Source organism: Flavobacterium terrisoli (assembly GCF_030167905.1).
GTDB lineage: Bacteria > Bacteroidota > Bacteroidia > Flavobacteriales > Flavobacteriaceae > Flavobacterium > Flavobacterium terrisoli.
Genome location: NZ_JARGNA010000009.1, coordinates 120,181 through 146,493, shown reverse-complemented (window position 1 = coordinate 146,493; position 26,313 = coordinate 120,181). Strand labels below are relative to the sequence as shown.

Below are 26,313 nucleotides of genomic sequence, written 5' to 3'. Positions count from 1 at the left end.
TGTTTTTAGTGATTTTTTAAATAAAAATTCCACCGGATACTTCAATCCTTTGGGCATTCACCCATTTGGAGTCATCCGAGCATAAAAAGGCAACAACACTTCCGATGTCATCAGGCAATCCTACGCGACCCAAAGCAGTCAAGGAAGAAATCATTTGATTCAGCTCTTGGTTGTCGCGAACTGCTCCACCGCCAAAATCTGTTTCAATGGCGCCGGGAGCAACTGTATTAACACGGATTTTTCTTTCACCCAAATACTTCGCCTGATATCGAGTTAAAGTTTCAACGCCGCCTTTCATGACAGCGTAGGCATCATATCCGGTAAAGCTGAAACGCGCTAAGCCCGATGAAATGTTGACAATGCTACCGCCATCATTCAGGAGCGGCAGTAATTTTTGTGTAAGGAAAAAAGGTGCTTTTAAATGAATATCAACCATCGAATTGAATTGATCCTCAGTGGTTTCTTCAAAATTCGCATGTACTCCAACACCGGCATTGTTTACCAACGAATCGAATTTGTCCGTTTGGAATGCATTGTGAAGGATTGCTTTAAGATTGTCGGTAAAAGCATCAAAACTACTGCTTTTTGAAACATCCAATTGAAGTGCTGTTGCTTTTTGGCCTATTGACTCGATTTCAGCAACAACATTTTCAGCTTCTTCTTTTTGGCTGTGGTAGGTTATGATTACATCATTTCCCTTGTGAGCTAACTGCAACGCCATATTTTTTCCCAGACCACGGCTACCACCAGTAACCAATGCTATTTTTTTTGAATTTTTTGTCATGATTTTAATAGATTAATATTACATGACAAAATTCAGCAGATTTCATTATTAAGCGGTTGCAAAATTCAAACTGTTATTTGCAAAATTCAATCAATTATTCCCTAAAGGTTAATGGAGAGTATTGGGTTTGTTTTTTAAAGAAATTTGAAAAATGAGCTACTTCCTCAAAACCGAGACTATACGCTATTTCAGAAACATTCCAAGTGGTGTGCTTCAGTAATAACTTTGCTTCCTGCGTGATTCGACTGGTAATGATTTCGGTTGTGGTTTTTCCGGTGATGTCTTTCAGTACTTTGTTTAAATGGTTTACATGTACGCGAAGCATCTCAGCATAATCTTTCGCGGTTTTGAGTTGGAGTACTTGTGTTGGTGATTCGATGGGGAATTGTCTTTCGAGTAATTCAATAAACAAAGTAGAAATCCTGGCTGCCGCATTTAACTCATTTTCTGTAGGCCTAATCGGTTTAAGTTTCTGCCCATGATGAATTAATTCGATGACATAGTTTCGAAGAAGGTCGTACTTAAAGGGGTATTCAGAAGCTATTTCGGTATGCATTTTTTCAAATACCGACTCAAATTCTATCGCTTGTTCTTTCGAGATTTCAAAAATAAAATCGCTGTTGGATTTGAAGATTGGAATATCATCTAGGACCAAACCGCTATTGGATTTGGTTATAAAGTCTTTGGTGAAAACACAAAAATGACCGCCTTGCTCTTGGTCAAGTGGTGTGTATTTGTAGGGTATTTTAGGAGTGGCAAATAGAATGGCGTAATCGCTGATTTCTATTGTTTTGTCGGCATACTCCGCACGGTTTTTGCCTTTGATGAGGCTGATTTTGTAATATGTTCGCCGGTTGTAAGGCATGGTTGTTTTGGTGGAACATGATCTGTACAACTCTTTAATATTAAAAACGTTGAAATGACCAATATCGTTGTTGCTGCTTTCATTCAGAAAGCTATCCAATAAAGGACAGTTGCTGCTAAAGACTTCCTTGTAGAATTCTTTTATGGTGATGGTTTCCATGTTTTGTAAAATTCAAATAACATGCAAAGTAAAGGATTATTTAGAAATATGCTCTCAATGGCCCCAAAAAAAACCTAATCATTGGATTAGGTTTTGCTACTCTATTTTGTTGCCACAGCCTCCATATATCGGTCAGAGACTTTTTTCCAATTGATGACTTTAAAGAAAGCCTCGATGTATTTTTTGCGTTTGTATTGGTAATCGAGATAATAGGCGTGTTCCCAAACATCTAAACACAAAATCGGTGTTCCTTTAACGGTTTGGCCTGGCATTAATGGATTATCCTGATTTGGTGTGCTGGTTACCGTGAGTTTTCCTGCTTTGTCGGTTACGAGCCAAGCCCAACCCGAGCCAAATTGTTTTTCGGCTGCATCTTCAAATTGGTTTTTAAAAACTTCAAATGAGCCAAAATCTCTTGTGATTACAGCGGCCAAAGTATCTTTGGGTTGTCCTCCGGCTTTTGGCGCCATGCCTTCAAAAAACAATGTATGGTTGTAATAACCACCGGCATTGTTACGTAAATCGGCATTGTTCATGTCCATTTTTTTCAAGATATCTTCAATGGCCAAATCAACCATCAAAGGATCGGCAGCAACCAATTTGTTTAGGTTGTTGGTATACGTTAAATAGTGTTTGGAATAATGCACTTCCATGGTAAGGATGTCGATGCTTGGCATCAATGCATTGTATTCATAAGGCAATTTGGCTAAAGCAAATTGTCCTTCTTCGGCAGTGACATCATCAGGTTGGCCAATAGTTACTTTTTCTTCAGCGGAAGGCAATGGCACTTCAACCACTTCGGTAAGCTTTTTTTTATTGCAGGAAGGCAATAAGAACGTAAAAGAAAAACATAATGCAAGAGTAATAATCCTTTTCATAATTTATTTTTTTTCGTTTACAATGGCATTGATTGCCTCAATATATAATTCTTTGGCTTCCTCGACTGAAAGATGGCTGATTTGCATCCAGGCATTGGTCTTAAAAGCATTTCTTAAATCAAAAGCAGATGAATTGTTGTATTCAATAGTGCCAAAAGTGGCTTGTTTATAATAGGCATACAAACGCAACTGTACATCTTGTGGTAACGATGACTGTGACATTTTGGAAGCTATTTCAACGGCTTCCTGAAATCGAATTTCCAATTCTTTTTCAGACATTTTTTTTACACTATTATCTTGTAGCAACAACGGTTTGGTTCCCAACAGCATTTTGCTGTAATGTAACGTCAATTTTAGTTCCTAAAGGAAAGTAAATATCAACCCTTGAACCAAATTTTATAAAACCTGCATCTTCACCCTGAATCACTTGTTGTCCTTCTTCGGCATAGTTTACAATTCGGCGTGCCAATGCACCGGCAATTTGACGGTATAGCACTTCGCCAAAAGCAGCAGTTTCAATAACAACTGTTGTTCTTTCGTTTTCGGTGCTGGCTTTTGGATGCCAGGCTACCAAGTATTTTCCCGGATGGTATTTGCTGTATTTGATTTTCCCTGAAGCGCCATAACGCGTTACGTGTACATTAATGGGCGACATAAAAATCGAAACCTGTAATCTTTTGTCTTTGAAATATTCGGCTTCGAATACTTCTTCGATAACCACTACTTTTCCGTCTACCGGAGCCAGAAAATAGTTTTCGTTTGGCGTTATTTTTCTGTTTGGATTTCTGAAGAATTGCAAAATCATTACAAAAAGGAAAAGTGCCACGAGCTGGATGCCTATTTTAAGCCACGAGATATGCACAAATTTATCTGCCAATAATAATACTCCTATGAAGCTTAAAATGGCAATGAATATGATTTTATAACCTTCTTTATGAAACATAATAAATAATTTGGTAAAACAAATAAACAAATGGTGCTACAAATATAATACTATCTAAGCGATCTAGAAAACCACCATGACCGGGCATAATATTGCCACTGTCTTTGACGCCTGCGATTCTTTTAAATTTTGATTCTATCAAGTCACCAAGCGTCCCGAAGGCACTAACAATCATCGCAATGATAATCCATTTGATAGCTTCCTGATGCAAATAAAACTGAGCCAATAAAACTCCGGCAACAATCGCAAAAATGACGCCTCCGACAAAACCTTCAATGGTCTTTTTAGGAGAGATTCTTTCAAACAGTTTGTTTTTTCCCATCGTAATTCCAACCAAGTAGGCAAAAGTATCATTGGCCCAGATAATGACCAAAATACTGATGATAATCTCGGGTTTGTATTGGATTCCAGGTTCATCTTTTAAGTACACAAAAGGAATTTTGGTAAAAATAATAATCGGAATGATTAAATAGCCAATCAGGAAAACGTATTTGGCTTGGGTATCCAGGAACCTGTCTTTCTTTTCAAACAGAAATAAAAGCGCGCGAATGGAAACCAACAATGCTGCAATCAATAATAAAATTTCGTTGGTTTTTACGGTATGGTTTAAATTGCAAAGTACATAACCAACTGTGGCTATGGCGAGCGGAAAGATCGGTTTCAGCGAAACCAATTTACAAAATTCAACCACCGAAAACAGCAATAAGAGGCCAAATAATAACAAAAAACTGTATGGCGAATATAAAGTCGCGCCAACCAGCAACAGTACGTATACTGCTCCGGATAAAGCTCTTGTTACGGTAGTCGTCATGCTATAAATCTTCTAAAAGCAAGAGGTATAAATTCTTGGCGGTGCTTCCGTATTGCAGGAAATCTTCGTCTTTAGCTTTTTCGAAATATTTGATGGTAGTGATATTGGTTGGGTAATCCTTATCATACTTCTTTTTAATCACGCGAAGACCATCACTTTTGGTTTCCAAAATCTGGCTGGTTGTGGCTAAAATGATGATGTTGATGGGTAAATCGTTGGGTTTATTTTGCTTGATTTGGTTGGAAGAAAACAACACTGAACCTTCATCAGCAATAAGATTTTCGCAACTGGCAAATAAAAATTTTGGGTTAGAAGGTTTGTCGTAGTGCAACTTGTTTTCATCCAGCATGCTGAACAATTTCGGTTCGTAACAAAGTGCTTCACATTCGAACCAATCGTTTTCTTCTAAGATGTTTAGAAATTGGTCTTTTACTTCATTCAAGTTTTCGCAGTACAAAAACTTTCCGCCATTTTTTTTGAAATTATAAGTGAACTTTTCATCTACCGGAAGTAATGAAAAGCTGGAAGGAGTATTGTTAAATTCGCTTTGACTTTCTTCGTCAGAGGCATCGTTTCCCGTGCCAAAAATTTTTCTGAAAAGACTCATGCTTGTTTGGTATAATCTGGTTTTGAATTTGAAATCCCTCAAAGATAAAAAAATCTTAATTCAAAACTTACTTTTGAATTAAGATTTTAAAAAAATGTTAAAAAACGGTAAACGTTAGTCAATTACTGTTTCTGCCACTGTTTCTTCCGAATGATCATCAAAAGGTCTTTTGCCGAAAATAGTTTCCAAATCGTCTTTAAAGATGACTTCTTTATCTATCAAAATATCAGCCAATTGGTGCAGTTTTTCTTTGTTTTCCTCTAAGATTTTGATAGCTCTTTGGTATTCGGTTTCGATTAAGTTCGAAATTTCCTTATCAATGGTCAAAGCTGTTTCTTCTGAGTATGGTTTGGAGAAATTGTACTCACTTTGTCCCGAAGAATCATAGTAAGTAACGTTTCCTAATTTGTCGTTCAATCCATAAATGGTAACCATCGCACGAGCCTGCTTGGTTACTTTTTCCAAATCGCTTAACGCTCCGGTTGAGATTTTGTTAAACATTACTTTTTCGGCAGCACGTCCACCCATGGTAGCACACATCTCATCCAGCATTTGTTCCGGTCGTACAATTAAGCGTTCTTCCGGCAAATACCAGGCTGCGCCCAAACTTTGTCCACGGGGTACAATGGTCACTTTTACCAATGGCGCGGCGTGTTCTAACATCCAACTCACGGTGGCATGACCGGCTTCGTGAACGGCAATGGCACGTTTTTCTTCCGGTGTAACGATTTTGTTTTTCTTTTCTAGACCACCAACGATTCGGTCAACAGCATCTAAGAAATCTTGTTTGTCAACTGCTGTTTTATTTTGTCTGGCCGCAATCAAAGCAGCTTCGTTACAAACATTGGCAATATCAGCACCCGAGAATCCCGGAGTTTGTTTGGCCAAAAATTCTATATCCAAACCTTCTACTTTTTTCAAAGGTTTTAAGTGTACTTCAAATATTTCCTTGCGCTCTCTAACGTCCGGTAAATCTACATAAATCTGACGGTCAAAACGTCCGGCACGCATCAAAGCTTTGTCTAAAACATCCGCTCTGTTGGTGGCTGCCAATACGATTACGTGAGTGTTGGTTCCAAAACCATCCATCTCAGTCAATAACTGATTTAAGGTGTTTTCACGCTCGTCATTTGAACCTGAGAAATTGTTTTTGCCACGGGCACGACCTACAGCATCAATCTCATCGATAAAGATAATGGCTGGTGCTTTGTCTTTGGCCTGTTTGAATAAATCTCTCACACGTGAAGCACCGACACCCACGAACATTTCCACGAAGTCAGAACCTGACAAAGAGAAGAAAGGCACTTTGGCTTCGCCGGCTACAGCTTTCGCCAAAAGGGTTTTTCCTGTTCCCGGAGGTCCAACCAATAAGGCACCTTTTGGAATTTTACCTCCAAGGGTTGTGTATTTATCCGGGTTTCTGAGGAATTCAACGATTTCCTGTATTTCTTCTTTGGCACCTTCTAATCCGGCAACGTCTTTGAAAGTGGTTTTTAAATCGGTTTTTTCGTCAAATAATTTGGCTCTCGATTTTCCGATGTTAAAGATTTGGCCTCCACCACCTCCGGCACCACCTCCTGACATTCTGCGCATGATTAAGATCCAAAGACCAATAATGACAACGATTGGCAACAAGCCCATGAATATTTCGCTCCAATTGCTTTTTGGCTTAAAGTCGTAGTCTTTTAATTTGCCTTCAATTTTAGCTTTCTCAATTTTGTTTTGGAAAACTTCGTCGTTTCCTATTTCAAAAGAGTAGTGTGGTCCTTTGTTTTCGTTACCCAACATGTCTTTGGCTAACTTGCTGTGTACTTTGTCTTTTAAAGCCGCTTTTGTCAAATAAGCTTCACCTTCGGTTTTGTTATAAACCACTACCTTTTCGATTTGTCCTTTGTCCAAATATTCATTGAATTTAGACGAAGAAATCACAGCGGTATCCTGAAAACCGGAGCCGCCAATGTAATTTAATCCGAAGAATATGATAATTAATCCAGCGTAAATCCACCACGGACTTACTTTAAAATTATTGGGTTTCTTTTCGGTAGCCATATATGTTTAGCGCAATTTTTTAATAGTTACTTGGAATGGTGGTAATTTGGGCATCGCCCCATAATCCTTCAATATTGTAGAATTCACGGATTTGTTTTTGGAAAACGTGTACTACGATGTCAACATAATCCATCAAAACCCATTCGCCATTGTCCGTACCTTCTACGTGCCATGGTTTGTCTTTTAATTCTTTGGAAACTAATTTTTGGATAGAGTTAACAATCGCGTTAACCTGGGTATTGGAGTTCCCGTTGCATATGATAAAATAATCACAAACGGCGGTGTCTATAGCTCTTAAATCGAGTATGTCGATATCATTTCCTTTTACTTCTTCAATGCCTTTGATAATACTCGCTAAGAGTATATCGGTGTTTACTGCTTTTTTCGTCATCTAGTATTTATGTGTATTTGGCAAAGGTATCACTTTTTGTGCTTATTTTTGCTTAACAAAAGTTTAAAAATTACCACTAATTTTTATTTCTATTATGCCTATAATCAAACTCGATGCCACAGATTCGACCAATGACTATTTAAAACAATTAGCCAAAGAAAAGTGGTTGGAAAACTACACTGCTGTCATGGCTTTGGAGCAAACCAAAGGCAGAGGGCAAATGGGATCGGAATGGGTGAGTGAGGCAGGTAAAAACCTTACTATTAGCGTGTTGGTTAAAGATGTGCCACAGGACATGATATCGATTTATGATTTCAATATTGCCGTGGCATTGGCAGCAATCGGTCTGTTGACGATGAATGGTGTGGCCAAAGTAAATGTCAAATGGCCTAACGACATTATGGCAGAAAACAAGAAAGTTGGTGGCATATTGATAGAGAACACTTTAAAGCCGGATGGCAGTTTTACGGCAGTGGTTGGTTTTGGTCTGAATTTGAACCAAACCGATTTTGAACATTTACCACAGGCCAATTCGTTGGCCAACATAACCAAACAGACTTATGATCTGGACGAAATGGCACAAAGTTTTATCAAATCACTCAAATTGCATTTGATTCTTTTTCCGGAACGCGCTGATGAAGCCTGGGCGCATTACAATGATTTGTTGTTTAAAAAAAACAAACCTTCGGCTTTTGAATTTCCAACTGGTGACCGTTTTATGGGCATTATCAAATGTGTGACCCGCGATGGTAAACTCGCGGTGCTTTTGAATGATGATTCAGTGGAATATTACGGATTGAAGGAAGTGAAGTTATTGTACTAACGGTTTTTTGTCCAATTGTCATAAGTCATTTCGAACTTAACTTCTCCTTTCCCATGTGTCCCAATTTCTGTCCAGCCGGCTTTTCGGTAGAAATTTTCCGCTCTGGTACCTGGAGCAGTTCCGAGCCAAACGGTTTGATGGGTATGATCAAAATACCAATGGAGCATAGTGTCATGTAATTGTTTACCGATACCTTGTTTTTCAAATTCGGGATGGAGAAACAAAGCCCAAATGTTATGATCCTGTAAATCGGCAATGGCGAATCCGATAATTTGGTTGTTGATTTCAAAAACCCAGCCTTTTCCTCTTTCAAACATAAATACCCTGCAATCTTCATCGGTAACCAAATTAGGGTCTGATAAGGGATTTTCCTTGACTAGATTTCGAACGATCTGAATCGGTTTGATATCTGCAACTGTTGCTTCTCGAATCATTTAATTTATTTATTTTTTGAATTCACCGAAATGCCACAGAATTCCGGATGGATCATGCAAAAAACATTCGCTTCCCCAATCCAAATTTCGGATAGGCGTTACTCTAGCACCTTCATATTTAGCGGGCAATTGCAAAGCAATGAGTTCGTTGTAAAAGCGCTTTACATCATCCACTTCCATAAAAACCATGGTGTTGTCTATCCAGTCTTTGACGTAAGCTTTCTGCAGGTAAAAGCCCAGTGCTTCCGTTTTGAAAAGTGACATATCAGGAGATAAAACCACTTCTTCAAAGCCTAAGTCTCTGTAAAATCTTCGGGAAATTTCATAGTCTTTGGCGCCTATAAAAGGCCGGATTGATTTTGCGTTGTGTTCCATTATTGTTATTAATTGTCTTTGGTTATAGTTTTCTCATACTCATCAATAGAGAGTGGCTTTATTGTCAATGTTTTCCGGTTAGGTCTTGTTACTTTCAAATATACAAAAACATTTAGTTGGCACATTCTAAAAATTATTGTAAACTGTTGTTAATGGCTAATTTTAGAGGGTTTAAGTTTTTTTATTGCAGGCAGCCAAGAAATAAAGAGTTCAACAACCAAAACGGGGATTACCCAACTCATCCATTCATATGTGGCATCTCTTACGTCTTGATTTTTGATAAAGGACAGAAAATTATGTTTGTAAACAAGATCAGATAAGATACGAAGAAACACGAAGGATAATGTCAAGGTATAGCTTCGAATCATAAATAAACGATGTGCTTGAATATCTTTTCTTTTTATGGTAATCCACGCAGCTGATGTCATGAATAGCCACAGCAAAGCAAGAATCAGAGATGGAACTATAGAACCGGGATATGGCTGAGTAATACTAAGATATAATGCTGAAAGACCTCCCAAAAGACATCCTATAATGTATACTTTTCCTAAAAACCTATGCAATTTAATATTGCGTTTGCGAAACCAATTCCAAAATTGAAAAGGTCCTGTTATAAGAGGGAGAACCGCAGTAGCTAAGTGAGACACAAACCAAAATTGTTTATTCCAAAATGTTGGACCTGTGCCTTCTTTAACAAACCTGAAGTTTATCGCTCTGTAAAGGTAATATGAACTCAATAAGATTATTGCAGTCCAAAATATCCTCATTAGTACTTTCTTTTTATCCATCATGTTATTTCAGCTTGTTGCTAATGTTCTGCGGCCTTGTGTTTTGGGGACAATTTACCACTTAGTTGTAAAGATATGTAAATTTCTCGTTGAGTTATTTTCGGCGAAGAAAAGCTAAACCAGCCATAACTAGTCTATAAGTATGAACACTGTCTTATCTCTTACTAAATATACAAAAAATCGCCTCTGTTAGTAGGTAACTATCTTGGAGCGTTGACCTAGAATACATAAAAAAATCAGACACAATTCAACGGAGTCAAATTTAGTCTGATTTGGGATCAGGGTTTGTATTAAAATGGTTTCACCCCAAACCCTCTTTCAAAAGTCTCAAAATGGAAGAGGGCGGAGCGGTAGGTATATAATGCCGGTTTTTTCAGCGTAAGCTCATTTGCATAAACTGCAAAAGTTTTTGTCGCTCTACCGGCGCGGGGAATATCTTCAAACAGCGGTCTACTGTTGCCGCGATGCGAACACGCGGAAAATCGGGAAATTCCTCCGATATGATATGGATAATGAATTTGCGGTCTGATGGTTTTGCTGCATTAATGAATGGTTTTTCATAGACCATTTTACATTGGTTTTCTACTTTGTTCCAGCACATGATTTCTATAGTTTTTTGTTTTGTTTTTAATTACTGTTTACACTTCCTTTTTTCAGCCATGACAAACCAAAAGCCAGCAGGGCGATCGATTCTAAAATAAAAGTGATATTATACCTTTCTAATACAGGAAAATTTCCTTTTAACGATAATGAATAAATCAAAATCAATACAAGGGAAGAAAGCATGATGAGACCACAATATTTGTAGAAATCATGCGAAGGCATCTTGCCAAAATCTTCCACTTTCCCACTGCGTCTGAAATTAAATAACGAGATAAGGGACAAAGTCATTAAAAAGAAACCTGCAAAAATATAATGGGCGTATCCGATGATTTCACTGCTCACAAATGAGCGGATATTGTCGGAAAGGCAAAAATCTGATGAAGCCGGGAAAATCACGGCGCCTAAAGCACAAACTCCGGCCAGATTAGTCATAAAACTATCTGAAGGGATAAGTTCTTCGTCGCGTTGCGGATAACCGCGGTAACTAAACATGAATAAGGCCACAGCTGAAAGCGTTCCGGTAAAGATTCCGCCTACAGTACTATAATAATAGTCGCTGATAGAAGACTTCAGAGGATTATCAGCTGTATAGATATTACATTGTGTCATTACAAAAGTTTCGTTATTAAGTAAGTTGCAATCGTTGATGATATAATTGCCTATAAGTAGGGTGAAAGGCAAGCTTAATCCGAGCCAACCAATGGATTGGCGTAGACGGTGATAGGAAATCACCAGATTTGGGGTAGGGTTTCTCTTTGGCATATATAATTTTGATTCGTCTTTCAAAGAATGATAAAAAACCTGCCCTTAATCAATTTCAAATACCACTAAAAAATTTTTCTTAAACGGGCAGGATCTTATTAACAACCGAAACCGATAATTATAATTTAGCTAAAAAAAAACTGCCCTAAGTTTAACCCTCAAATACCACTAAGAAAGTCCCTTTATTGCGGGCAGAATTTTGTAACTAACCAAAATTTAAATAATTACGTTTTTGATTATTTAAAATTCGGTAAACAAAAGCAAAAAAAAAATCCCCATTAATGGGGATTTTTTTTCGGGTTTCAAAGGTATTTTTACTACAAATAGTCGTATTTGCGCTCTAAAGCGAATTTTATTAAATCGGTTTTCCCGATAACTTTGATTTTTTTTGACATGTTTTTGCGGTGAGAATCAACCGTAGATTTCTCAATAAAAAGGATATCGGCAATTTCCTGAGATGATTTTCCTTCTGCAATCAATTGCAGAATTTCTTTTTCACGGGTGCTGAAAAACAATTCGTTTTTTGGGGTTTCATATTCTTCCTCAGCATCATTAACGAAATAAGAATAGCCTTGATTTACTGCCCGGATGGCATCGAGCACCGTTTGGAGCGAAGAGTTTTTCATAATATAACCTGAAGCACCGGCTTCTCTCATTTGCGAAATAGCATCATCATGGTCAAACATGCTGAACGCAATGATTTTGGTGTTGGGCAATTCGGCTTTGATGGTTCTTGTAGCCATAATGCCATCACATTTTGGCATGCGGATATCGGTAATGACAACGTTGGGCTTCAGTTGACGCACAATATCAATAAGTGCCAAACCATCATTGGCATGACCGATGATTTCTATGTCACTTTCATTTTTCAGAAATGACTTCATTCCATCAATAAGCGCTTGATGGTCTTCGGCTATAATCAGTGTTATCATATGGGAATATCTATAATGATGGTTGTTCCTTTTCCTTCGAAACTGTCAATGCTAAATGTGCCGTTAAGCTGTTCGGCTTTCTTTTCGATATTGCTCAATCCCATACCTTCCTTTTTATCAATCGTTTTTGGATTAAAGCCTTTTCCGTTGTCTTCTATGATAATGTTTATGCTTTCCTCGTCCTGTGTTAAACTGATCGTAATTTCGGTAGCTTCAGCGTGCTTGATGGTGTTGGTCAAAATTTCCTGTACCATTCTGAAAAGTGTCACCTCAAGTGCGTTTTCGAGCCGTCCGGTCATACCGAAAGGGATAACCTGTACTTTTAGTTTGTTAGGAATGGCTACTTTTTTGGCAATGTTTTGTACTGCAGGTACTAATCCCTCACTGCCAATAACTCCCGCGTTTTTGGCATGAGCCATGCCTCTTACTTTTTGATAGGCTTCTTCAATCAAGTCATCGGTTTTGGCAAACATGGCCGCCTCTTCTTCATTGATGCCTTCTTTTTGATGGTGCAGGTTTTGAAAATTAAGTCGGAGTGTAGCCAATATGCTGCCAAGGTTGTCGTGCAAATCATGGGCAATTTTAATTCTTTCCTTTTCCTGGCCTTCAAGCATTTTGTCTATCTCGTGAAGTTCCTGATCCTTGAGAACATTTTCGAGCTTCTGGCTTTCGATTAACTTTTCCTGTTCTGCGATCTGCTTCTTTTTATTGATATAACTGATGCGGAAATAAGCGCCAATAACAAAAATTAAAAATATCCCAACAAACAGATAAATGATGAGTTTGTTTTTTTGGTCTTTTATCTTGAGATTCTTGTTTTCGAGTTCTTTTTCTTTGGTGTCGTATCTGGTATTAAGTTCAAGGATGGTTTTTGCTTCTTCCTGTTCGTTGACTTTTCTTTCTAGAGTATCTTTTTTGTCGTTGTATTCAATGGCTTTTTCATAGTTCTTCATTTCCTTATATGTTTCAGATATGTTTCCATAAAGATTAATCTTGAAGTTGGTTTCATAATCCTTCATTTTTAGAGTATCTGAAATCAGGAAATTTTTTATGGCTTCATTTAGCTTTCCTTCTTTTCTGTAAAATTCAGCTTCATTACTGTAAACATAAGCCATCAAGTCGGTATTTTTTGTTCTTTTGAGGTATTTCAGAACATTCGCATGATAAATTCTGGCTGTTTTAGGTTGATTTAAATAAAGGCCATAAACCATTGCTATTGAGATGTCAAGTTTAGCAATAAGTAAGGAGTCTTTTGTTTTTTGGCATTCTGTCTTTGCCAATTGGTAATAATTGATTGCTTTCGCAGGTTCGGTTTGGTATATGCTATTCCCAATTTCCCTTAGTGTAGAACACAATAAAGGGATGTTGTTTTCCCTTCGGGCATAGACTATGGCTTCATCCAACAAGTATTTATAATCTTCATATTTATATTTGGAGAGCCATTTAATTTGGGCAATGGTAATATTTACTTCGATGACTTTGTTGAAATTTTTCTCCTTTTGATAGCTTTCTTTTGCCTTTAGAAAAAGGGATAAAGCTTCATCACCTTGATTGTCAAGGTAATTTGTCTTGCCGTATAAATGGAAATATTTTCCTTTGTCAGCTTCGCTCAGCTGTTTGGGGTTTGTTTTGGTTAAAAAGGAAATCCTTTCATTATAATTCAGTTTGTCAAAATCTTTTTCAAATTTTTCTAAGGTTTTGCTTTGAGCCATAGCAAAAACAGTAATAAATGAAATTATTACTGTTTTTAACCATAACTGTTTATGACTTTTGACAATCATTTAGATAATTTAACCTGGTAATGTGCCCGGTGCCCCTTTTCCCGGGGGCGAACCTGCAGCGTAATAAGTATAGGTACCGGCTTTATAGTTTTCAATATATTTATCATCAAAGGTATTCGTGGTTGGGTCAAAGCCTATGCCGTGATGTACGTATACCGTAATTGTTTTACCGGTTCCGATTTTAGTGATATCCAAATCCCCGGGAGTCCAGTAAGAATTATCAAAACTGCTAAAAGGTACACTGCTCAGGGTCAGTGTCCTGTCCGGAGGATAATTACTGAAATCAGTAGCATCATTGTCCTCAGTTTGTAAAATAGCTACAATGGCATAACGTGTTGGAGTACAAATATTGTAGTACGCTGTAACTTTAAACTGATCGGGGTCGATTTCAGTAGTAATAATGGTAAAAGTCAAGGTCTTTGCTGTTGGATTGTAGCTTCCGGTGGATTCGTAAACTTTCATATTTTGTTTTTTGTTTTGTTGTACATCAAAGATGAGAAATTAATTTGTAAAAAAAACCCCTAAACGGGGAATTTTAACACGATTTTGATTGTAAATATTGTAATGAAAGAACTTATTTTAAAAGAGGCCTTTTATTGGCTGTGAATCAATGCCTATTCGTGTACCATCAAAGTTCATTTTGTTTTTAAGTAATGTTGCATACACACTTCTAAAGTCCGTTTCATACTTTAAATCACCATCATCTAAATCAGTTAAATTGGGGTTGTTGCCTATAACTTTTCCGGTGTTATTGCCTCCTATTATGATCAAAGGAGCAGCGGTTCCGTGATCCGTTCCGTTACCATTATCTCTAACCCTTCTGCCAAATTCTGAAAAAACTACAATTGTCACATTGGGCAATAAGCCCGCTTTTTTTAAATCGGTATAAAAGGAGTTTACTGCATCATTCAATTCTGTTAAATTGCGCTGGTGAATATTAATCTGATTATCGTGTGTGTCATAGCCGTTTTGAGAGGTGTAATATACTTTGGAGTTCAAATTACCTTTGATAAGCCGTGCAATCCATTCCAGATTTTTTCCCAAGTTAGTCTTTGGATAACTCATTTCAGCAGTAGATTTGTCAATCGCTTTTTGGATATCGTCGGAGCCTTCAGCAACTGAACTGGCGATTTTGCGAACAAAATCCAGTTGCGGATTGTCGGATAACTTAGCCAAGCTGCTACTGTCGTTTTTAATTTTGAATCGGTTTGGGTCTTTAACGGTAATAAAGTTAGGCTCACTACCTTTTAAAGCTAAATTATCAATCGAATCTAAGTTGATTCCGGCTGTCGGTTGATGGTCCTTGCATTGCAAATCAAGGTAACGACCAAGCCATCCTTCATTAATATATTGGTTCGAACTTGACGCAGTTTGCCATATCTCCTGACTGCGAAAATGAGAGCGGTTGGGCTCAGGATAGCCCACATTTTGAATCACACTCAAATCCCCGTTTTGTTGAATAGCAGCAAAGCTTTTCAAGGCAGGATGAAATCCCATACCTTTATTTTTGCTTAGCACATTGTCTTTGGTTATAGCAACATTAGTACGAAACTCATAATACAATGGATTGTCATACGGAATAAAGGTATTCAGTCCGTCATTACCACCATTCAATTGAATAAAAACCAAGCATTGTTCCCCGATAACCAAATTGGATTGACTGCCATAGGCGTACAAGAAATCTGGCAGGAGTAGAGCGCCGCCGGTGAATGTACCGGTTAAGGTTAGAAAATTTCTTCTGTTCATAGTTATATCAGTTGGTACTCCGGTGTTTTCACCATCGCATTGAACAATCGTAAAACGGCATTAGCTGCACTCTCAGTTTTTGGGTCGAAATCGTATTTTAGTATCTCTTCAAAGTCCTTTTGTAAATTGGCATCGACTTTAAACAGCAGTCGTTCAGCCAAATCCGCAATAATGGTTTTATTATTACCCGTTTTTTTCCAATCGATGCTTACTGGCATCATATCGGTAGAGACATAGTCGCCAATTTCATCCGGAAATTGTTTTTTTCGCCTTAAGCCTCTACCGTTACACAATAAATCGGCGGTATTGTTTCTTTGTAAAAAGATTTGAGAAGTAAGCCATTCCTTTCCACCATTCCAACCTTTGACATTGGGTTGGTTGAACAAATCCATTCCCTGTTGCCGAAGGAAAAAAGCAACCAACTTAGGATTGATTTGTTCCGCTTTCAATTCGTGCATCAACTGTAATATGTAAACCAAAGGGTCTTTAATCTTACTGCCTGCAGTGTCTTTGGCATATTCTTCAGTGAAAATTTTTTGGAGTAGTGGTTTGATTTCAAAATCCATTTTTCTGAAATAATCCCCGTAATAAATTACTAAATCTTCACTCGGATTGTCATAAATAAACCATTTCAGCATTTTTCTCGTCAGTAGATATGGTGCCGCTTTCTGTTCGAAAATGATGTCAATCATCTCATTGGCTTTGAATTTGCCGGTTTGACCAAAATAAACCATCGACTCATTATTTTCCAACGGTGGTCGATACACGGCTCGGTTTTCTCCGATATTTAGTCCTGCTAATCCTTTGGCTCCGTTTTTAATATCTTCTTCTGTATAATTGCCTATACCAAGTGTGAAAAGTTCCAATAATTCCCGGCTGAGGTTTTCATTTACATCATTGCGTTTATTGTCAACATTATCCAGATAACGCACCATGGCATTAGATTGAATAATTTCTTTAGTGATGGTTTTAAAGTTGCCGAAGGCGTTTTTACGCAAGATTTGATTGTGTTGAAAAACCCAATGATTCACTTTTACCTTTTGAAAGGTTGACACAAAATGATTGTGCCAAAAACAGGTCATTTTTTCGCGCAACGGAAATTCGTCCTCTTTCATTTTTTCAAGCCACCAAGCCTTCATTTCCTGGGAAACACCTGCTTCTTCACGGAGCATTTTTTTTACATTCTCAGGAGATTCGTTTTTTATAGCCTGTCTTTTGGCTTTGAGTTCTTTGAGTGATTTTGGACTGTTTTCTAAAAATGACGGAATTGTATCCTCAAACTTTAGAGCAAACGACCGTTCTAAAAACTGGTTCATACCTAAAGCGTCAAGTTGCTTGCTTTGCTTGGATGAAAATCCCAGGCGTAATGACCAAAGAGTGTTCTTATTCATGATATTATTGTATGGCTCTTGCGTTTGATGAATAGCTATTTTACTGCATTTATCTAACAATTATGATATGTCAGCTATTTTTACTAATTGCAAAAAATAATCTGCAGTATTGGAAAATGTTTTCACATTTGCTAAGTAAGACTCGTTCCCAAAGTTAAGGTTTAAATCTGTCGGAATGATTATGAATTTATCAATAAAAGGGATTTTTTTTGAGCTAAAATTAAAAATAATGTATCTTTGAACACAAATAGTTGCATTATGATTACCACAGAAACCCAAACCACTTTAGAAAAGTATTTCCAGCAATTTCGCAAGAATATCATTGGAATCGACCAAGAGTTTGAGTCTCCTTTCGGAAAAAAGAAAATCATTTATACAGATTGGACCGCCAGCGGAAGATTATACCGACCGATTGAGGAAAAGCTGATGAATGAATTCGGACCTTTTGTGGCCAATACCCATACCGAAACAACTATTTCAGGAACTGCCATGACCATGGCCTATCACGAAGCCCGACACATTATCAAAAAACATGTGAATGCCAATGATAATGATGTTTTGATTAATGATGGTACCGGAATGACCGGTGTGGTAAATAAGTTCCAGAGAATCCTAGGTTTAAAAGTGCCTGAAAATTTAAAAGATTTTACTTCGATACCGGCAGCTATAAAGCCAATCGTTTTTATTTCCCATATGGAACACCATTCTAACCAGACTTCGTGGTTGGAAACCATTGCCGATGTGGTGGTCATTCCGGCTGATGAAGACGGTTTGTTCTGCATGAATGAGTTTGCGACATTGTTAGAGCAATTCAAAGACAGAAGTTTTAAAATAGCTTCAATAACTTCTTGTTCCAACGTTACCGGAATAAGAACTCCTTATCATGAAGTGGCCAAATTGATGCATCAAAACAATGGCGTTTGCTTTGTAGATTTTGCCTGTTCTGGCCCTTATGTTGAGATTAACATGCATCCGGATGAAGAAAGCTATCTGGACGCTATTTTCTTTTCGCCTCATAAGTTTTTAGGCGGACCAGGAACTTCCGGTGTTTTGATTTTCAATAAAAATTTGTACAAAAACAATGTACCCGATTGTCCCGGTGGCGGAACCGTTTCCTGGACGAATCCTTGGGGCGAACACAAATACATAGACAACATTGAAGACCGCGAAGATGGCGGAACACCAGGATTTTTGCAGGTAATTAAAACCGCTTTGGCGATTCAACTGAAAGAGCAAATGGGTGTGAAAAACATCTTAGGACGCGAACATGAAATTGTGGACTATGTGTTCTCAGAATTGAATTCGATAGAAAACATCAATATTTTGGCCAACCAACACCAAGACCGTTTGGGCGTGATTTCGTTTTATATTGATGATCTGCATTTTAATTTGGGGGTTAAATTACTGAATGATAAATTTGGAATTCAAACCCGTGGAGGATGCAGTTGTGCCGGAACTTATGGTCATTATCTGTTGCATGTTGACCAGGAAACGTCTCATGATTTGGTGTGCCAAATTACCTCTGGCGACTTAATCAAAAAACCGGGATGGATCAGAATGTCAATTCACCCGACAACGACTACCGAAGAAATACAGTTTGTTTGTGAAAGCATCAAAGCTTTGGCACAAAATCACCAACAATGGGGAATGGATTATGAATACAACCCAAAAACCAATGAGTTTGCTCATAAGAATGCCAAAAATTCAGAAGCTGCAATGGTGAAAAACTGGTTCAGTATCAAATAACTGCAAACTGCGACTGCAGACTATTTCTTCTTGTGTTTCCAACGTTTGTGTGTCCACAAATAATAAGCAGGCTCATCATAAATTTGCTTTTCCACACGTCTTAAGAATTCATCAGATATCTGATAATTAGGTACTTCTTTCGGGTTGTCAAACATCAGTTCAAATGTTGCCTGGTAATAACCTCTTTTCAGCTTTTTGGTGCGCAGGAAAACCACATTCATATCATATCGTTTGGCCAACATTTCGGCTCCGGTATGCACCGGAGTTTCAATGCCCATAAATGTTCCCCAATGATGGGTTTTACTCAGCTGAGGCGATTGATCACTGGCAAAACCATAAACGCCTAAATGTTTGGTTTTGTAATTTCTTTCGATACACGGAATGGTTTCTCTTGTAGTAATTAAGGTCGCTTTAAATTTGGAACGAATGTCTTTGACCAATTTGTCAAAATATTTATTGGCTACTTTTTTATAAATGGCAAAACCTTCAAAGGTGATGTGTTTGTTCATCGAAACTACCCATTCGTAACTCGCATAATGGGCACACATCAGCGCTATGCTTTTCTGCTTTTTCTCTAATTCCTGATACACTTCCAAATTGGTAAAAGTAAAACGCTTATCCATTTCCTTTTCAGAAATGGTCATGGTTTTAATCATTTCCAAAAACATGTCACACATGTGAACATAGGATTCTTTTTCAACCGCCAATTGCTCTTTTTGGGACAAATGAGGCAATGCCATGGCAATATTTTGTCTGACAATTTTTCTTCTGTAGCCCACAACATAATAGACCAAAAGATAAACAAAGTCAGAGACCAGATATAATAGTCGAAAAGGTAATATGGAGATTAGCCAAAGTAATGGATAAAGTATAAGAAATGCGATGAACTGCATGTTGATTAATTTTATGCAAATATAAAGTTAAATGTCATTTTAAACGGATAACATTAACAAAACCTAAAGAAGTATTATTATTTTTACACTCTAGGCCTTTTAACCCAAACTGTACGAAGTAAAACATTTCAAACATGCTCAACATATTTTTATTAGGTATTATTTTAGCCAACGTTCTTATTAGTTTCAAAGGATTTAACGATGAGTATTTTTTCAGGAAATACCAATTTCATGTGGGGAGCATTCGTGCAGGACAGCAATTCAGAATGGTGACTTCGGCTTTTCTTCATGCCGATATGGTGCATTTGGCTTTCAATATGATCGCATTGTATTCCTTTGCGCCGGTTGTTTTGGCTTATTTTGGTGATACAACATTTTTATTGATTTATGCCGGAAGCTTGATTTTTGGCAGTTTGCTGACGATGGTTTTTCATGGCAATGAATACAGTTATAGCGCTGTTGGTGCCTCAGGAGCGGTAACCGGAATTATTTATTCTTCCATTTTAATTAATCCCGATATGACCATTGGGATTTTTGGTGTGATTCCAATGCCGGCTTATGTTTTCGGGATTGCTTATTTGTTGTATTCCATTTACGGAATGAAAGCCAAGAATGACAATATCGGACACACGGCGCATTTTGGCGGTGCAATTGGCGGTTATGCTATAACTTTGTTAAAAGATCCGGCTTTGTTACAGGAGAACATGCTGATGGCCATTTTATTATCCATTCCGATAGTCATACTCTTTATTCTGGCCAAGCTTGGAAAATTATAATTGGCACAACTTTTGGAATTGGACAAATACAATTAAATAAAAAAAAACGTTATGAAGAGAGCAGTATTAATTTTAGCCCTATTAGTCGCAGGTATTACCAATGCGCAAGAACAAAAAGCCCAGGTTCCTCAGATTTCGGTTACCGGAGAAGGAAAAGTAAAAATAGTTCCCGATCAAGCCGTCGTGACTGTTGGTTTTCAAAACTCAGGGAAGGACGCCAAAGAAGTAAAAACACTCAATGATGAAGTGGTAGACAGAGTGATCAAATTTTTAAAGAAAAGCGGTGTTCCGGCCACAGATTATAAAACCAATAATGTAAGCCTGAATAAAAGCTATGACTACGAAAAGAAAAAATACAATTTTCAGGCGAATCAAACCTTAAGCATCACGCTGAAAGATTTGTCAAAGTATGATGAAATCATGATGGGACTGAATGATGCCGGAGTGAATACGATTCAAGGCGTAGAATTCAAATCTTCTAAAATGGAGGATTATGAAAGAGAAGCCAGAAAGAAAGCCATGCTGGATGCCAAACAAAAAGCCAATGATTATGTTTCGGTTTTAAATCAAAAAGTTGGTAAAGCCTTATTGATCACAGATAACTCAAGCGGTTATGTACCACAACCGATGTACAAAGGCGGTATGTTGGCTATGGCTGATGCTGCAATGCCAAGGGAAACCTTAGCGGTTGGTGAATTGGAAATCAACATCAATGTGAGCGTGACTTTTGCTTTAGAATAAAACCAATTGGTTTTAAAATATAAATTCCCGTCTTGTCATAAACAGGACGGGAATTTTTTTATGGATAAATAGTTTATTTAGGTAATGGTAAGCCAACAGGGGTTCCACATACGTGTCCCGGTTGTCCGTGTGGCGGATTCATTCCCGGAGCCGTAACCGGAGCATTCGGATCTAAAATGGCCGGTGTGCTTGCCGGTGCCGGAGTGCTGGTTTGCGTTGTGGTCATCGTACTTGGGTCAAACTGCTGGATGTTAGCTTTTCCAGTTGGTTTTGCCTGGTTCGCTTTCCCCGGAGGAGAATTCAACGGTGCTCCAACAGCGATATCGCAACGGTGTCCCGGTTGTCCGTGTGGTGGATTCATTCCCGGTTTGGTTACAACCGGTGTTTGTGTAATGGTTTGACTTGCAGTTACCGGTTGACTTTGAGCCGGATTTACATTTTGTACCTGCTGTGGTTGTTGGGTATACGTTTGTGCCGGAATAGATTGTACTCTCGGCATGATGATTTCCTTTGGTTTGTCATCTGATGTTACAGCTGCTTCTTCCTCTTTTTTGCAAGACACAAGCAGAAAAGAAACAGAAAGCAGTGAACTAAAAATTAGATTTGATTTCATATAGCAATATTATTAGAATACCAAAGATACTTTTTTTGAATATATCTCCAACAAAAAAAACAGCCGCAAAATTTTGCGGCTGTTTCTATTATCAGATTGTAAAAGCTATTGTTTGATAAAGCGTTTTACCGCTGTTTGTCCTTCGGTATTTATTTCTAATAAGTAAATGCCTGATATAAGATTGGCCACAGAAACGGTTCCGTTATCTATAGTTCCTTTAGACATTTCCTGTCCTAAAGAGTTTAAGATTCTGAAGTTTCCTGAAGTAGTAAGAGATAGTGATAACACATCTCCTTTGATTGGGTTAGGATATACTTTGATTCCATTTAAATCAGTTGAAGCGCTTTCACTTGGACGATTGTTTAAACCACCACAAGTATCAATCGCAAACGAATCCCATTCAGCGGCTAAGTTGAAAGTTGTATTCGGAGATAAAACGGTTGCTTTTCTTCTTAAGGTAACATCTATCGCAAAGTTGGCTGTTCCACCATTAAATGTTCCGATGATATCAATCAGGACGCCATTTTTAAATAAACCGACAGCGTCATTTCCATTGAAAGTCAATTCGGCACCACCGCTAGAAACATTAGCATTAGCAGCAGTATAGCAAGCCACATTGATAGCACTGTTTACCAAAACAAATTTGGCTCCGTGGTTTAAAGTTCCGGTTAAAGCAATTCCTGTGCTCCATGCACCGGCTCCATTGGTTTGTTTCTTCACGGTGTAGACAGATAAACTAACAGCACTTCCGGTATTGTTGGCAATTTCTAAGGCTTTGTTATTAGAGGAACCTTCCAAATATTCTGAGAACATCAAATCGGTTGCATTGCTTGAATTGGCCAAAGTCGTTACGTTAGCCGTATTACTTGCCGAAGAAACATTCCCGGCCGCATCTTTTGCTTTTACAGTAAAGGCATAAGCTGTTGAAGCGCTTAATCCGGTTACCGGATAAGTGGTAGCTGTAGTGGTTGAACCCAATAAAACATCATCTTTATACACATCATATCCGGTTACGGCTACGTTATCAGTAGCAGCGGTCCAAGATAAGTTAGTTGTGGTTTGAGTCGTATTTGAAGCCGTCAAACTGGTTGGAGCGCTTGGCGCAGTGGTATCCGGTGCGGCTAAAGTAGTAACATTGGCATTGTTGCTCGCTGCTGAAATATTACCTGCAGCATCTTTGGCTTTTACGGTAAATGCATAAGCAGTCGAAGCCGTCAATCCGGTTACAGGATAAGTAGTTGCTGTAGTGGTTGAACCCAATAAAACACCATCCTTAAACACATCATATCCGGTTACCGCTACGTTATCGGTAGAAGCAGTCCAGGATAAATCTGTCGTGGTCTGTGTTGTATTCGAAGCAGTCAAACTCGTTGGTGCTGTTGGCGCTGTAGTATCCGCTGCTGCAGCCTGAATGTTTACGGTATAATCTTCTACCTGGCCATAAGAGAAAGCTTCACAAGAGGTTGGAACACCATTGTATTTCATTGAAACCCTCATTCTGGTATTTCCTAAAGCAGCTGTAGCAGGAATAGTAATTGAACCCGAAACCGGAGTAGTCGTTGAAGCGGCATTGCTCCAAACGGTTTCTCCTGAATCTGTAAATACCCCATTTTGATTGTAGTCAATAAATACGGCATAACCTTCAGGATATGTTGAACCGGTCCATGATGGTGTTACGGTAATGGTATAAGCAGAACTTCTGGTTACATTAGTCGCGATAGCTGTAAAGTTTTCATAACCTGCCGTTCCTGTTGAAGGATTGTCAATGGTTCCAAAAACCACTCTGCCGATTTTCTCGTCTGCGGTGCTGTTACCTTGTGAGGCACAATATGTAATTGGTGCTGCCGGAGTCGTTACGTTGGCTGTATTGCTCGCTGCTGAAACATTGCCAGCGGCATCTTTTGCTTTTACGGTAAAGGCATAAGCAGTTGAAGCGGTTAATCCAGTCACAGGATAAGTGGTGGCCGTTGTGGTTGAGCCCAATAAAACACCGTCTTTATATACATCGTATCCGGTTACAGCAACGTTATCAGTAGAAGCAGTCCAGGATAAATTAGTTGAGTTATAAGTCGTTCCCGAAGCTGTTAAAGTTGTTGGTGCACTTGGAGTCGTAGTATCATTGGCTAAAGTAGTTACGTTTGCTGTATTGCTTACGGCTGAAATATTGCCTGCAGCGTCTTTGGCTTTTACGGTAAACGCATAAGCGGTTGAAGCAGTCAATCCGGTTACAGGATAGGTAGTGGCTGTCGTAGTTGAACCCAATAAAACACCATTTTTATATACATCATATCCGGTCACCGCTACGTTATCAGTAGAAGCTGTCCAGGATAGGTTAGTGGTGGTTTGAGTCGTTCCGGATGCAGTCAAGTTGGTTGGTGCTGACGGAGCGGTAGTATCACTCGAACCGGCAGTAATCGTAAAGTTAGCATTCGATACATCAAAGAAAATATGATTGGTACCTTTTACCATAATTCTGTTGGTTGTACCAGCCGTATTCGGAATAGTCACGGCTTGTGTTCCGTCATTTGGCGTAGCCGCTAACAACGTTGACCACGTACTTCCGGCATTGGTGGAAATTAAAATATCCACATTGGCACAGTTTACACCATTGGCAGTGGTTCCTGCTACAGCCCAAGTCACGGTTTGTGTGGAACCTCCAACATATGAAACCGCTGTATTTGGAGCAGTAACACTAAATGGTCCTGCAGTTGCATTTACGGTAACGACCATATCATCACTGTTGTTTCCTGAACCACCGGCTCTGTTGTCGCGAACGGTAAATCGGAAGTTTAATGTGCGTGCTACAGAAGACAAAGCTTCAACCGTAATTTCACTTCCTGCTGTAGTTGTCGCACCGGTTAATACCGATGACATTTTAGGGAAATATCTTGTTGGTGTTGTAGATGGATTGTATGATCTGTAATTTACGCCGGTAGTTTTGGTGGCGCTTGGCGCTGCGGCCGTACTTTGAGAGTTGAATTGTTCCCAGGCATAAGTTAAAGTGTCACCGTTGGCATCAGTTGACGCTCCGGTTAACATGAACGGTGTGCTTTTCGGAATGGTATAATCCAAACCTGCATTTGCCGTTGGGATTGAGTTTCCTGTAGCTGTATTGGTTTGACAAGTTGTCGTTTTGATATAATTGGTTACCTGTTGGATACTCACCGCGTGGAAGTAAGGATCAGAGTGTGCCTGTATGTCTAAGGTGGTTATACCGGCATATCCCATAATGGTTGAGCCCGAACCCGGTTCCATTTGAACACCTGTTCCTTCATTACTGTGGGTAAAAGTGTGGTTGGCTCCAAATTGGTGACCCATTTCGTGTGCCACATAATCGATATCAAAATTATCTCCCGAAGGAACGCCATCATTTGGTGAAGTATAGGCACTTCCTTTATAGTTATTTGGATACGTGATTCCTCCATCAACATAGGTGGACATGTCATTGCTGCATACACATCCGATACAACCTGCATTTCCGCCGCCGCCTGTAGCTCCAAAAAGGTGTCCAATATCAAAATTAGCATTGCCAATTACGGAACTTAAGGTATTCATTAATTGTAGATTCCAATTGTCTAAACCTGAAGCCGGTGAATAGGGATCAGAAGAAGCACTCGTGTAAATTACACTGTCTGTATTGGCAATCAATACCAATCGTGTGGCAAAATCTTTTTCAAATACACCATTTACACGGGTCATCGTATTGTTGATGGCCGCCAAAGCCAAAGCTTTTGTTCCGCCAAAATAAGCGGTATATTCACCGGTTACCGACATCGCTAAACGGTAGGTGCGCAATAAAGCATCATCAGCATTCGGACGGGCCATGCTGATATTGCTGCCCGATTTGGCTAAATCATTTTGAGCAGTGGCAATCACTTTACACTCAAATTTATTTAACGAAGCGGCTTTATTAGCCTTGCTGTAAACAGCATAAGTACTTAAATCGGTAGTGTATGGTTCAATAAACTCCGCCGATTGATCAGCGTGGATAACCATAGTTTGTAATCCCAGCGGAGACAAACTCAAATAAATAGTGGAGCTTGGCGAATCAACACCTTGTCCGATATAAGATTTGATTTCCGGATACCGTGCTGCCAATGCCGGATCCATGTTGGATGATTCCAAAATTCGATAGCGTTCCATTTGGCCCTGAGCATTTGGAAAAGCCACAATGGTGTTAGATTTTCCTGAAGTAAATCGCTCCGGAGCGCTGGCTAATGAATGCTTTAATTCATTTACGTCCAGCTCAAATAATCTTGGATTGATAAGGTTTTTTTTGTTGGCAACGACGACTGCATCTGCCTTTTCTGAAGTGGTTTTCCATGGGTCTTTTTTCACTTGAGCCCATGAGAAGCCCGAGATAGCGACTAGCGCTATCATGAGTAACTTGTTTTTCATATGTACACTTTGGTTAATTAGTGA

26 protein-coding genes are annotated in these 26,313 nt (G+C 38.7%); 4 read left to right on the top strand and 22 right to left on the bottom strand.

Annotated elements, in window-relative coordinates:
• Positions 1-16 precede the first annotated feature (16 nt).
• The 9 genes from P1K33_RS13800 to rsfS form a co-directional block, all read right to left on the bottom strand.
• Positions 17-784, bottom strand: coding sequence for an SDR family NAD(P)-dependent oxidoreductase (locus P1K33_RS13800; RefSeq protein ID WP_284653576.1), 768 nt, complete (start codon positions 782-784; stop codon positions 17-19).
• 94 nt (positions 785-878) lie between these two features.
• On the bottom strand, positions 879-1,808 hold the full coding sequence (locus P1K33_RS13795; RefSeq protein ID WP_284653575.1) for a helix-turn-helix domain-containing protein: 930 nt from the start codon (positions 1,806-1,808) through the stop codon (positions 879-881).
• Positions 1,809-1,909: 101 nt separating this feature from the next.
• The gene (locus P1K33_RS13790) at positions 1,910-2,686 is read right to left on the bottom strand and encodes a superoxide dismutase (protein ID WP_284653574.1); all 777 of its coding nucleotides are present in this window, start codon (positions 2,684-2,686) and stop codon (positions 1,910-1,912) included.
• Positions 2,687-2,689: 3 nt separating this feature from the next.
• Positions 2,690-2,965 (bottom strand): acyl-CoA-binding protein, encoded by a 276-nt coding sequence (locus P1K33_RS13785; protein WP_284653573.1) that lies wholly within the window; start codon positions 2,963-2,965, stop codon positions 2,690-2,692.
• Positions 2,966-2,978: 13 nt separating this feature from the next.
• Positions 2,979-3,629 (bottom strand): phosphatidylserine decarboxylase family protein, encoded by a 651-nt coding sequence (locus tag P1K33_RS13780; RefSeq protein ID WP_284653572.1) that lies wholly within the window; start codon positions 3,627-3,629, stop codon positions 2,979-2,981.
• Positions 3,619-4,440, bottom strand: a complete 822-nt coding sequence (locus P1K33_RS13775) for a phosphatidate cytidylyltransferase (protein WP_284653571.1) — start codon at positions 4,438-4,440, stop codon at positions 3,619-3,621. The genes P1K33_RS13780 and P1K33_RS13775 overlap by 11 nt, the downstream gene beginning before the upstream one ends.
• A gap of 1 nt (position 4,441) precedes the next feature.
• Positions 4,442-5,047, bottom strand: a complete 606-nt coding sequence (locus P1K33_RS13770; RefSeq protein ID WP_284653570.1) for a lactate utilization protein B/C — start codon at positions 5,045-5,047, stop codon at positions 4,442-4,444.
• Between the two features lie 114 nt (positions 5,048-5,161).
• Positions 5,162-7,096 carry an ATP-dependent zinc metalloprotease FtsH gene (gene ftsH, locus P1K33_RS13765; RefSeq protein ID WP_284653569.1) on the bottom strand — a complete coding sequence of 645 codons (1,935 nt, stop codon included), beginning with the start codon at positions 7,094-7,096 and terminating at the stop codon, positions 5,162-5,164.
• Positions 7,097-7,115: 19 nt separating this feature from the next.
• A complete protein-coding gene (gene rsfS / locus P1K33_RS13760) occupies positions 7,116-7,487 on the bottom strand; it encodes a ribosome silencing factor (RefSeq protein WP_176305398.1) in 372 nt (123 codons plus the stop codon).
• 94 nt (positions 7,488-7,581) lie between these two features.
• On the opposite strand from rsfS, the gene P1K33_RS13755 reads away from it, so the two are divergent.
• The gene (locus P1K33_RS13755; protein ID WP_284653568.1) at positions 7,582-8,310 is read left to right on the top strand and encodes a biotin--[acetyl-CoA-carboxylase] ligase; all 729 of its coding nucleotides are present in this window, start codon (positions 7,582-7,584) and stop codon (positions 8,308-8,310) included.
• Here the strand turns inward: P1K33_RS13755 and P1K33_RS13750 are convergent.
• The 10 genes from P1K33_RS13750 to P1K33_RS13705 all read right to left on the bottom strand — a co-directional run bounded on the left by P1K33_RS13750 (position 8,307) and on the right by P1K33_RS13705 (position 17,122).
• The gene (locus tag P1K33_RS13750) at positions 8,307-8,744 is read right to left on the bottom strand and encodes a GNAT family N-acetyltransferase (protein WP_284653567.1); all 438 of its coding nucleotides are present in this window, start codon (positions 8,742-8,744) and stop codon (positions 8,307-8,309) included. The genes P1K33_RS13755 and P1K33_RS13750 overlap by 4 nt on opposite strands.
• Positions 8,745-8,753: 9 nt before the next feature.
• A complete protein-coding gene (locus tag P1K33_RS13745; RefSeq protein WP_284653566.1) occupies positions 8,754-9,119 on the bottom strand; it encodes a VOC family protein in 366 nt (121 codons plus the stop codon).
• 149 nt (positions 9,120-9,268) lie between these two features.
• On the bottom strand, positions 9,269-9,910 hold the full coding sequence (locus P1K33_RS13740) for a DUF2306 domain-containing protein (RefSeq protein WP_284653565.1): 642 nt from the start codon (positions 9,908-9,910) through the stop codon (positions 9,269-9,271).
• Between the two features lie 370 nt (positions 9,911-10,280).
• Positions 10,281-10,508: a hypothetical protein gene (locus tag P1K33_RS13735; RefSeq protein ID WP_284653564.1), complete on the bottom strand. Its 228-nt coding sequence runs from the start codon at positions 10,506-10,508 to the stop codon at positions 10,281-10,283.
• Between the two features lie 26 nt (positions 10,509-10,534).
• Complete coding sequence (locus P1K33_RS13730) at positions 10,535-11,272, bottom strand: hypothetical protein (RefSeq protein ID WP_284653563.1); 738 nt, start codon at positions 11,270-11,272, stop codon at positions 10,535-10,537.
• Between the two features lie 317 nt (positions 11,273-11,589).
• The gene (locus P1K33_RS13725; RefSeq protein WP_284653562.1) at positions 11,590-12,204 is read right to left on the bottom strand and encodes a response regulator transcription factor; all 615 of its coding nucleotides are present in this window, start codon (positions 12,202-12,204) and stop codon (positions 11,590-11,592) included.
• Positions 12,201-13,916 carry a sensor histidine kinase gene (locus tag P1K33_RS13720; RefSeq protein ID WP_284653561.1) on the bottom strand — a complete coding sequence of 572 codons (1,716 nt, stop codon included), beginning with the start codon at positions 13,914-13,916 and terminating at the stop codon, positions 12,201-12,203. Before P1K33_RS13720 ends, P1K33_RS13725 begins: the two co-directional genes overlap by 4 nt.
• A 78-nt stretch (positions 13,917-13,994) precedes the next feature.
• Positions 13,995-14,447: a hypothetical protein gene (locus P1K33_RS13715; protein WP_284653560.1), complete on the bottom strand. Its 453-nt coding sequence runs from the start codon at positions 14,445-14,447 to the stop codon at positions 13,995-13,997.
• A 117-nt stretch (positions 14,448-14,564) separates the two neighbouring features.
• A complete protein-coding gene (locus tag P1K33_RS13710; protein WP_284653559.1) occupies positions 14,565-15,731 on the bottom strand; it encodes a DUF1501 domain-containing protein in 1,167 nt (388 codons plus the stop codon).
• A gap of 2 nt (positions 15,732-15,733) precedes the next feature.
• Positions 15,734-17,122 carry a DUF1800 domain-containing protein gene (locus tag P1K33_RS13705; protein ID WP_284653558.1) on the bottom strand — a complete coding sequence of 463 codons (1,389 nt, stop codon included), beginning with the start codon at positions 17,120-17,122 and terminating at the stop codon, positions 15,734-15,736.
• A gap of 258 nt (positions 17,123-17,380) precedes the next feature.
• On the opposite strand from P1K33_RS13705, the gene P1K33_RS13700 reads away from it, so the two are divergent.
• A complete protein-coding gene (locus tag P1K33_RS13700; RefSeq protein WP_284653557.1) occupies positions 17,381-18,868 on the top strand; it encodes an aminotransferase class V-fold PLP-dependent enzyme in 1,488 nt (495 codons plus the stop codon).
• Positions 18,869-18,888: 20 nt separating this feature from the next.
• On the opposite strand, the gene P1K33_RS13695 is transcribed toward P1K33_RS13700, so the two are convergent.
• Complete coding sequence (locus tag P1K33_RS13695; protein ID WP_284653556.1) at positions 18,889-19,761, bottom strand: lysophospholipid acyltransferase family protein; 873 nt, start codon at positions 19,759-19,761, stop codon at positions 18,889-18,891.
• A 134-nt stretch (positions 19,762-19,895) separates the two neighbouring features.
• On the opposite strand from P1K33_RS13695, the gene P1K33_RS13690 reads away from it, so the two are divergent.
• The gene (locus tag P1K33_RS13690) at positions 19,896-20,537 is read left to right on the top strand and encodes a rhomboid family intramembrane serine protease (protein WP_284653555.1); all 642 of its coding nucleotides are present in this window, start codon (positions 19,896-19,898) and stop codon (positions 20,535-20,537) included.
• Positions 20,538-20,588: 51 nt separating this feature from the next.
• Complete coding sequence (locus P1K33_RS13685; RefSeq protein ID WP_284653554.1) at positions 20,589-21,278, top strand: SIMPL domain-containing protein; 690 nt, start codon at positions 20,589-20,591, stop codon at positions 21,276-21,278.
• A 73-nt stretch (positions 21,279-21,351) separates the two neighbouring features.
• On the opposite strand, the gene P1K33_RS13680 is transcribed toward P1K33_RS13685, so the two are convergent.
• Entirely contained in the window at positions 21,352-21,891 is a 540-nt protein-coding gene (locus P1K33_RS13680; RefSeq protein WP_284653553.1) for a hypothetical protein, read from the bottom strand.
• Positions 21,892-21,996: 105 nt separating this feature from the next.
• Positions 21,997-26,271 (bottom strand): reprolysin-like metallopeptidase, encoded by a 4,275-nt coding sequence (locus P1K33_RS13675; RefSeq protein ID WP_284653552.1) that lies wholly within the window; start codon positions 26,269-26,271, stop codon positions 21,997-21,999.
• Positions 26,272-26,313: the final 42 nt, after the last annotated feature.

Excerpts from the sequence above, each read along its gene's own strand:
- P1K33_RS13800 (WP_284653576.1), bottom strand. The coding sequence starts at position 784 with ATGACAAAAAATTCAAAAAAAATAGCATTGGTTACTGGTGGTAGCCGT.
- P1K33_RS13795 (WP_284653575.1), bottom strand. The coding sequence starts at position 1,808 with ATGGAAACCATCACCATAAAAGAATTCTACAAGGAAGTCTTTAGCAGC.
- P1K33_RS13790 (WP_284653574.1), bottom strand. The coding sequence starts at position 2,686 with ATGAAAAGGATTATTACTCTTGCATTATGTTTTTCTTTTACGTTCTTA.
- P1K33_RS13785 (WP_284653573.1), bottom strand. The coding sequence starts at position 2,965 with ATGTCTGAAAAAGAATTGGAAATTCGATTTCAGGAAGCCGTTGAAATA.
- P1K33_RS13780 (WP_284653572.1), bottom strand. The coding sequence starts at position 3,629 with ATGTTTCATAAAGAAGGTTATAAAATCATATTCATTGCCATTTTAAGC.
- P1K33_RS13775 (WP_284653571.1), bottom strand. The coding sequence starts at position 4,440 with ATGACGACTACCGTAACAAGAGCTTTATCCGGAGCAGTATACGTACTG.
- P1K33_RS13770 (WP_284653570.1), bottom strand. The coding sequence starts at position 5,047 with ATGAGTCTTTTCAGAAAAATTTTTGGCACGGGAAACGATGCCTCTGAC.
- ftsH (WP_284653569.1), bottom strand. The coding sequence starts at position 7,096 with ATGGCTACCGAAAAGAAACCCAATAATTTTAAAGTAAGTCCGTGGTGG.
- rsfS (WP_176305398.1), bottom strand. The coding sequence starts at position 7,487 with ATGACGAAAAAAGCAGTAAACACCGATATACTCTTAGCGAGTATTATC.
- P1K33_RS13755 (WP_284653568.1), top strand. The coding sequence starts at position 7,582 with ATGCCTATAATCAAACTCGATGCCACAGATTCGACCAATGACTATTTA.
- P1K33_RS13750 (WP_284653567.1), bottom strand. The coding sequence starts at position 8,744 with ATGATTCGAGAAGCAACAGTTGCAGATATCAAACCGATTCAGATCGTT.
- P1K33_RS13745 (WP_284653566.1), bottom strand. The coding sequence starts at position 9,119 with ATGGAACACAACGCAAAATCAATCCGGCCTTTTATAGGCGCCAAAGAC.
- P1K33_RS13740 (WP_284653565.1), bottom strand. The coding sequence starts at position 9,910 with ATGATGGATAAAAAGAAAGTACTAATGAGGATATTTTGGACTGCAATA.
- P1K33_RS13735 (WP_284653564.1), bottom strand. The coding sequence starts at position 10,508 with ATGTGCTGGAACAAAGTAGAAAACCAATGTAAAATGGTCTATGAAAAA.
- P1K33_RS13730 (WP_284653563.1), bottom strand. The coding sequence starts at position 11,272 with ATGCCAAAGAGAAACCCTACCCCAAATCTGGTGATTTCCTATCACCGT.
- P1K33_RS13725 (WP_284653562.1), bottom strand. The coding sequence starts at position 12,204 with ATGATAACACTGATTATAGCCGAAGACCATCAAGCGCTTATTGATGGA.
- P1K33_RS13720 (WP_284653561.1), bottom strand. The coding sequence starts at position 13,916 with ATGGCTCAAAGCAAAACCTTAGAAAAATTTGAAAAAGATTTTGACAAA.
- P1K33_RS13715 (WP_284653560.1), bottom strand. The coding sequence starts at position 14,447 with ATGAAAGTTTACGAATCCACCGGAAGCTACAATCCAACAGCAAAGACC.
- P1K33_RS13710 (WP_284653559.1), bottom strand. The coding sequence starts at position 15,731 with ATGAACAGAAGAAATTTTCTAACCTTAACCGGTACATTCACCGGCGGC.
- P1K33_RS13705 (WP_284653558.1), bottom strand. The coding sequence starts at position 17,122 with ATGAATAAGAACACTCTTTGGTCATTACGCCTGGGATTTTCATCCAAG.
- P1K33_RS13700 (WP_284653557.1), top strand. The coding sequence starts at position 17,381 with ATGATTACCACAGAAACCCAAACCACTTTAGAAAAGTATTTCCAGCAA.
- P1K33_RS13695 (WP_284653556.1), bottom strand. The coding sequence starts at position 19,761 with ATGCAGTTCATCGCATTTCTTATACTTTATCCATTACTTTGGCTAATC.
- P1K33_RS13690 (WP_284653555.1), top strand. The coding sequence starts at position 19,896 with ATGCTCAACATATTTTTATTAGGTATTATTTTAGCCAACGTTCTTATT.
- P1K33_RS13685 (WP_284653554.1), top strand. The coding sequence starts at position 20,589 with ATGAAGAGAGCAGTATTAATTTTAGCCCTATTAGTCGCAGGTATTACC.
- P1K33_RS13680 (WP_284653553.1), bottom strand. The coding sequence starts at position 21,891 with ATGAAATCAAATCTAATTTTTAGTTCACTGCTTTCTGTTTCTTTTCTG.
- P1K33_RS13675 (WP_284653552.1), bottom strand. The coding sequence starts at position 26,271 with ATGATAGCGCTAGTCGCTATCTCGGGCTTCTCATGGGCTCAAGTGAAA.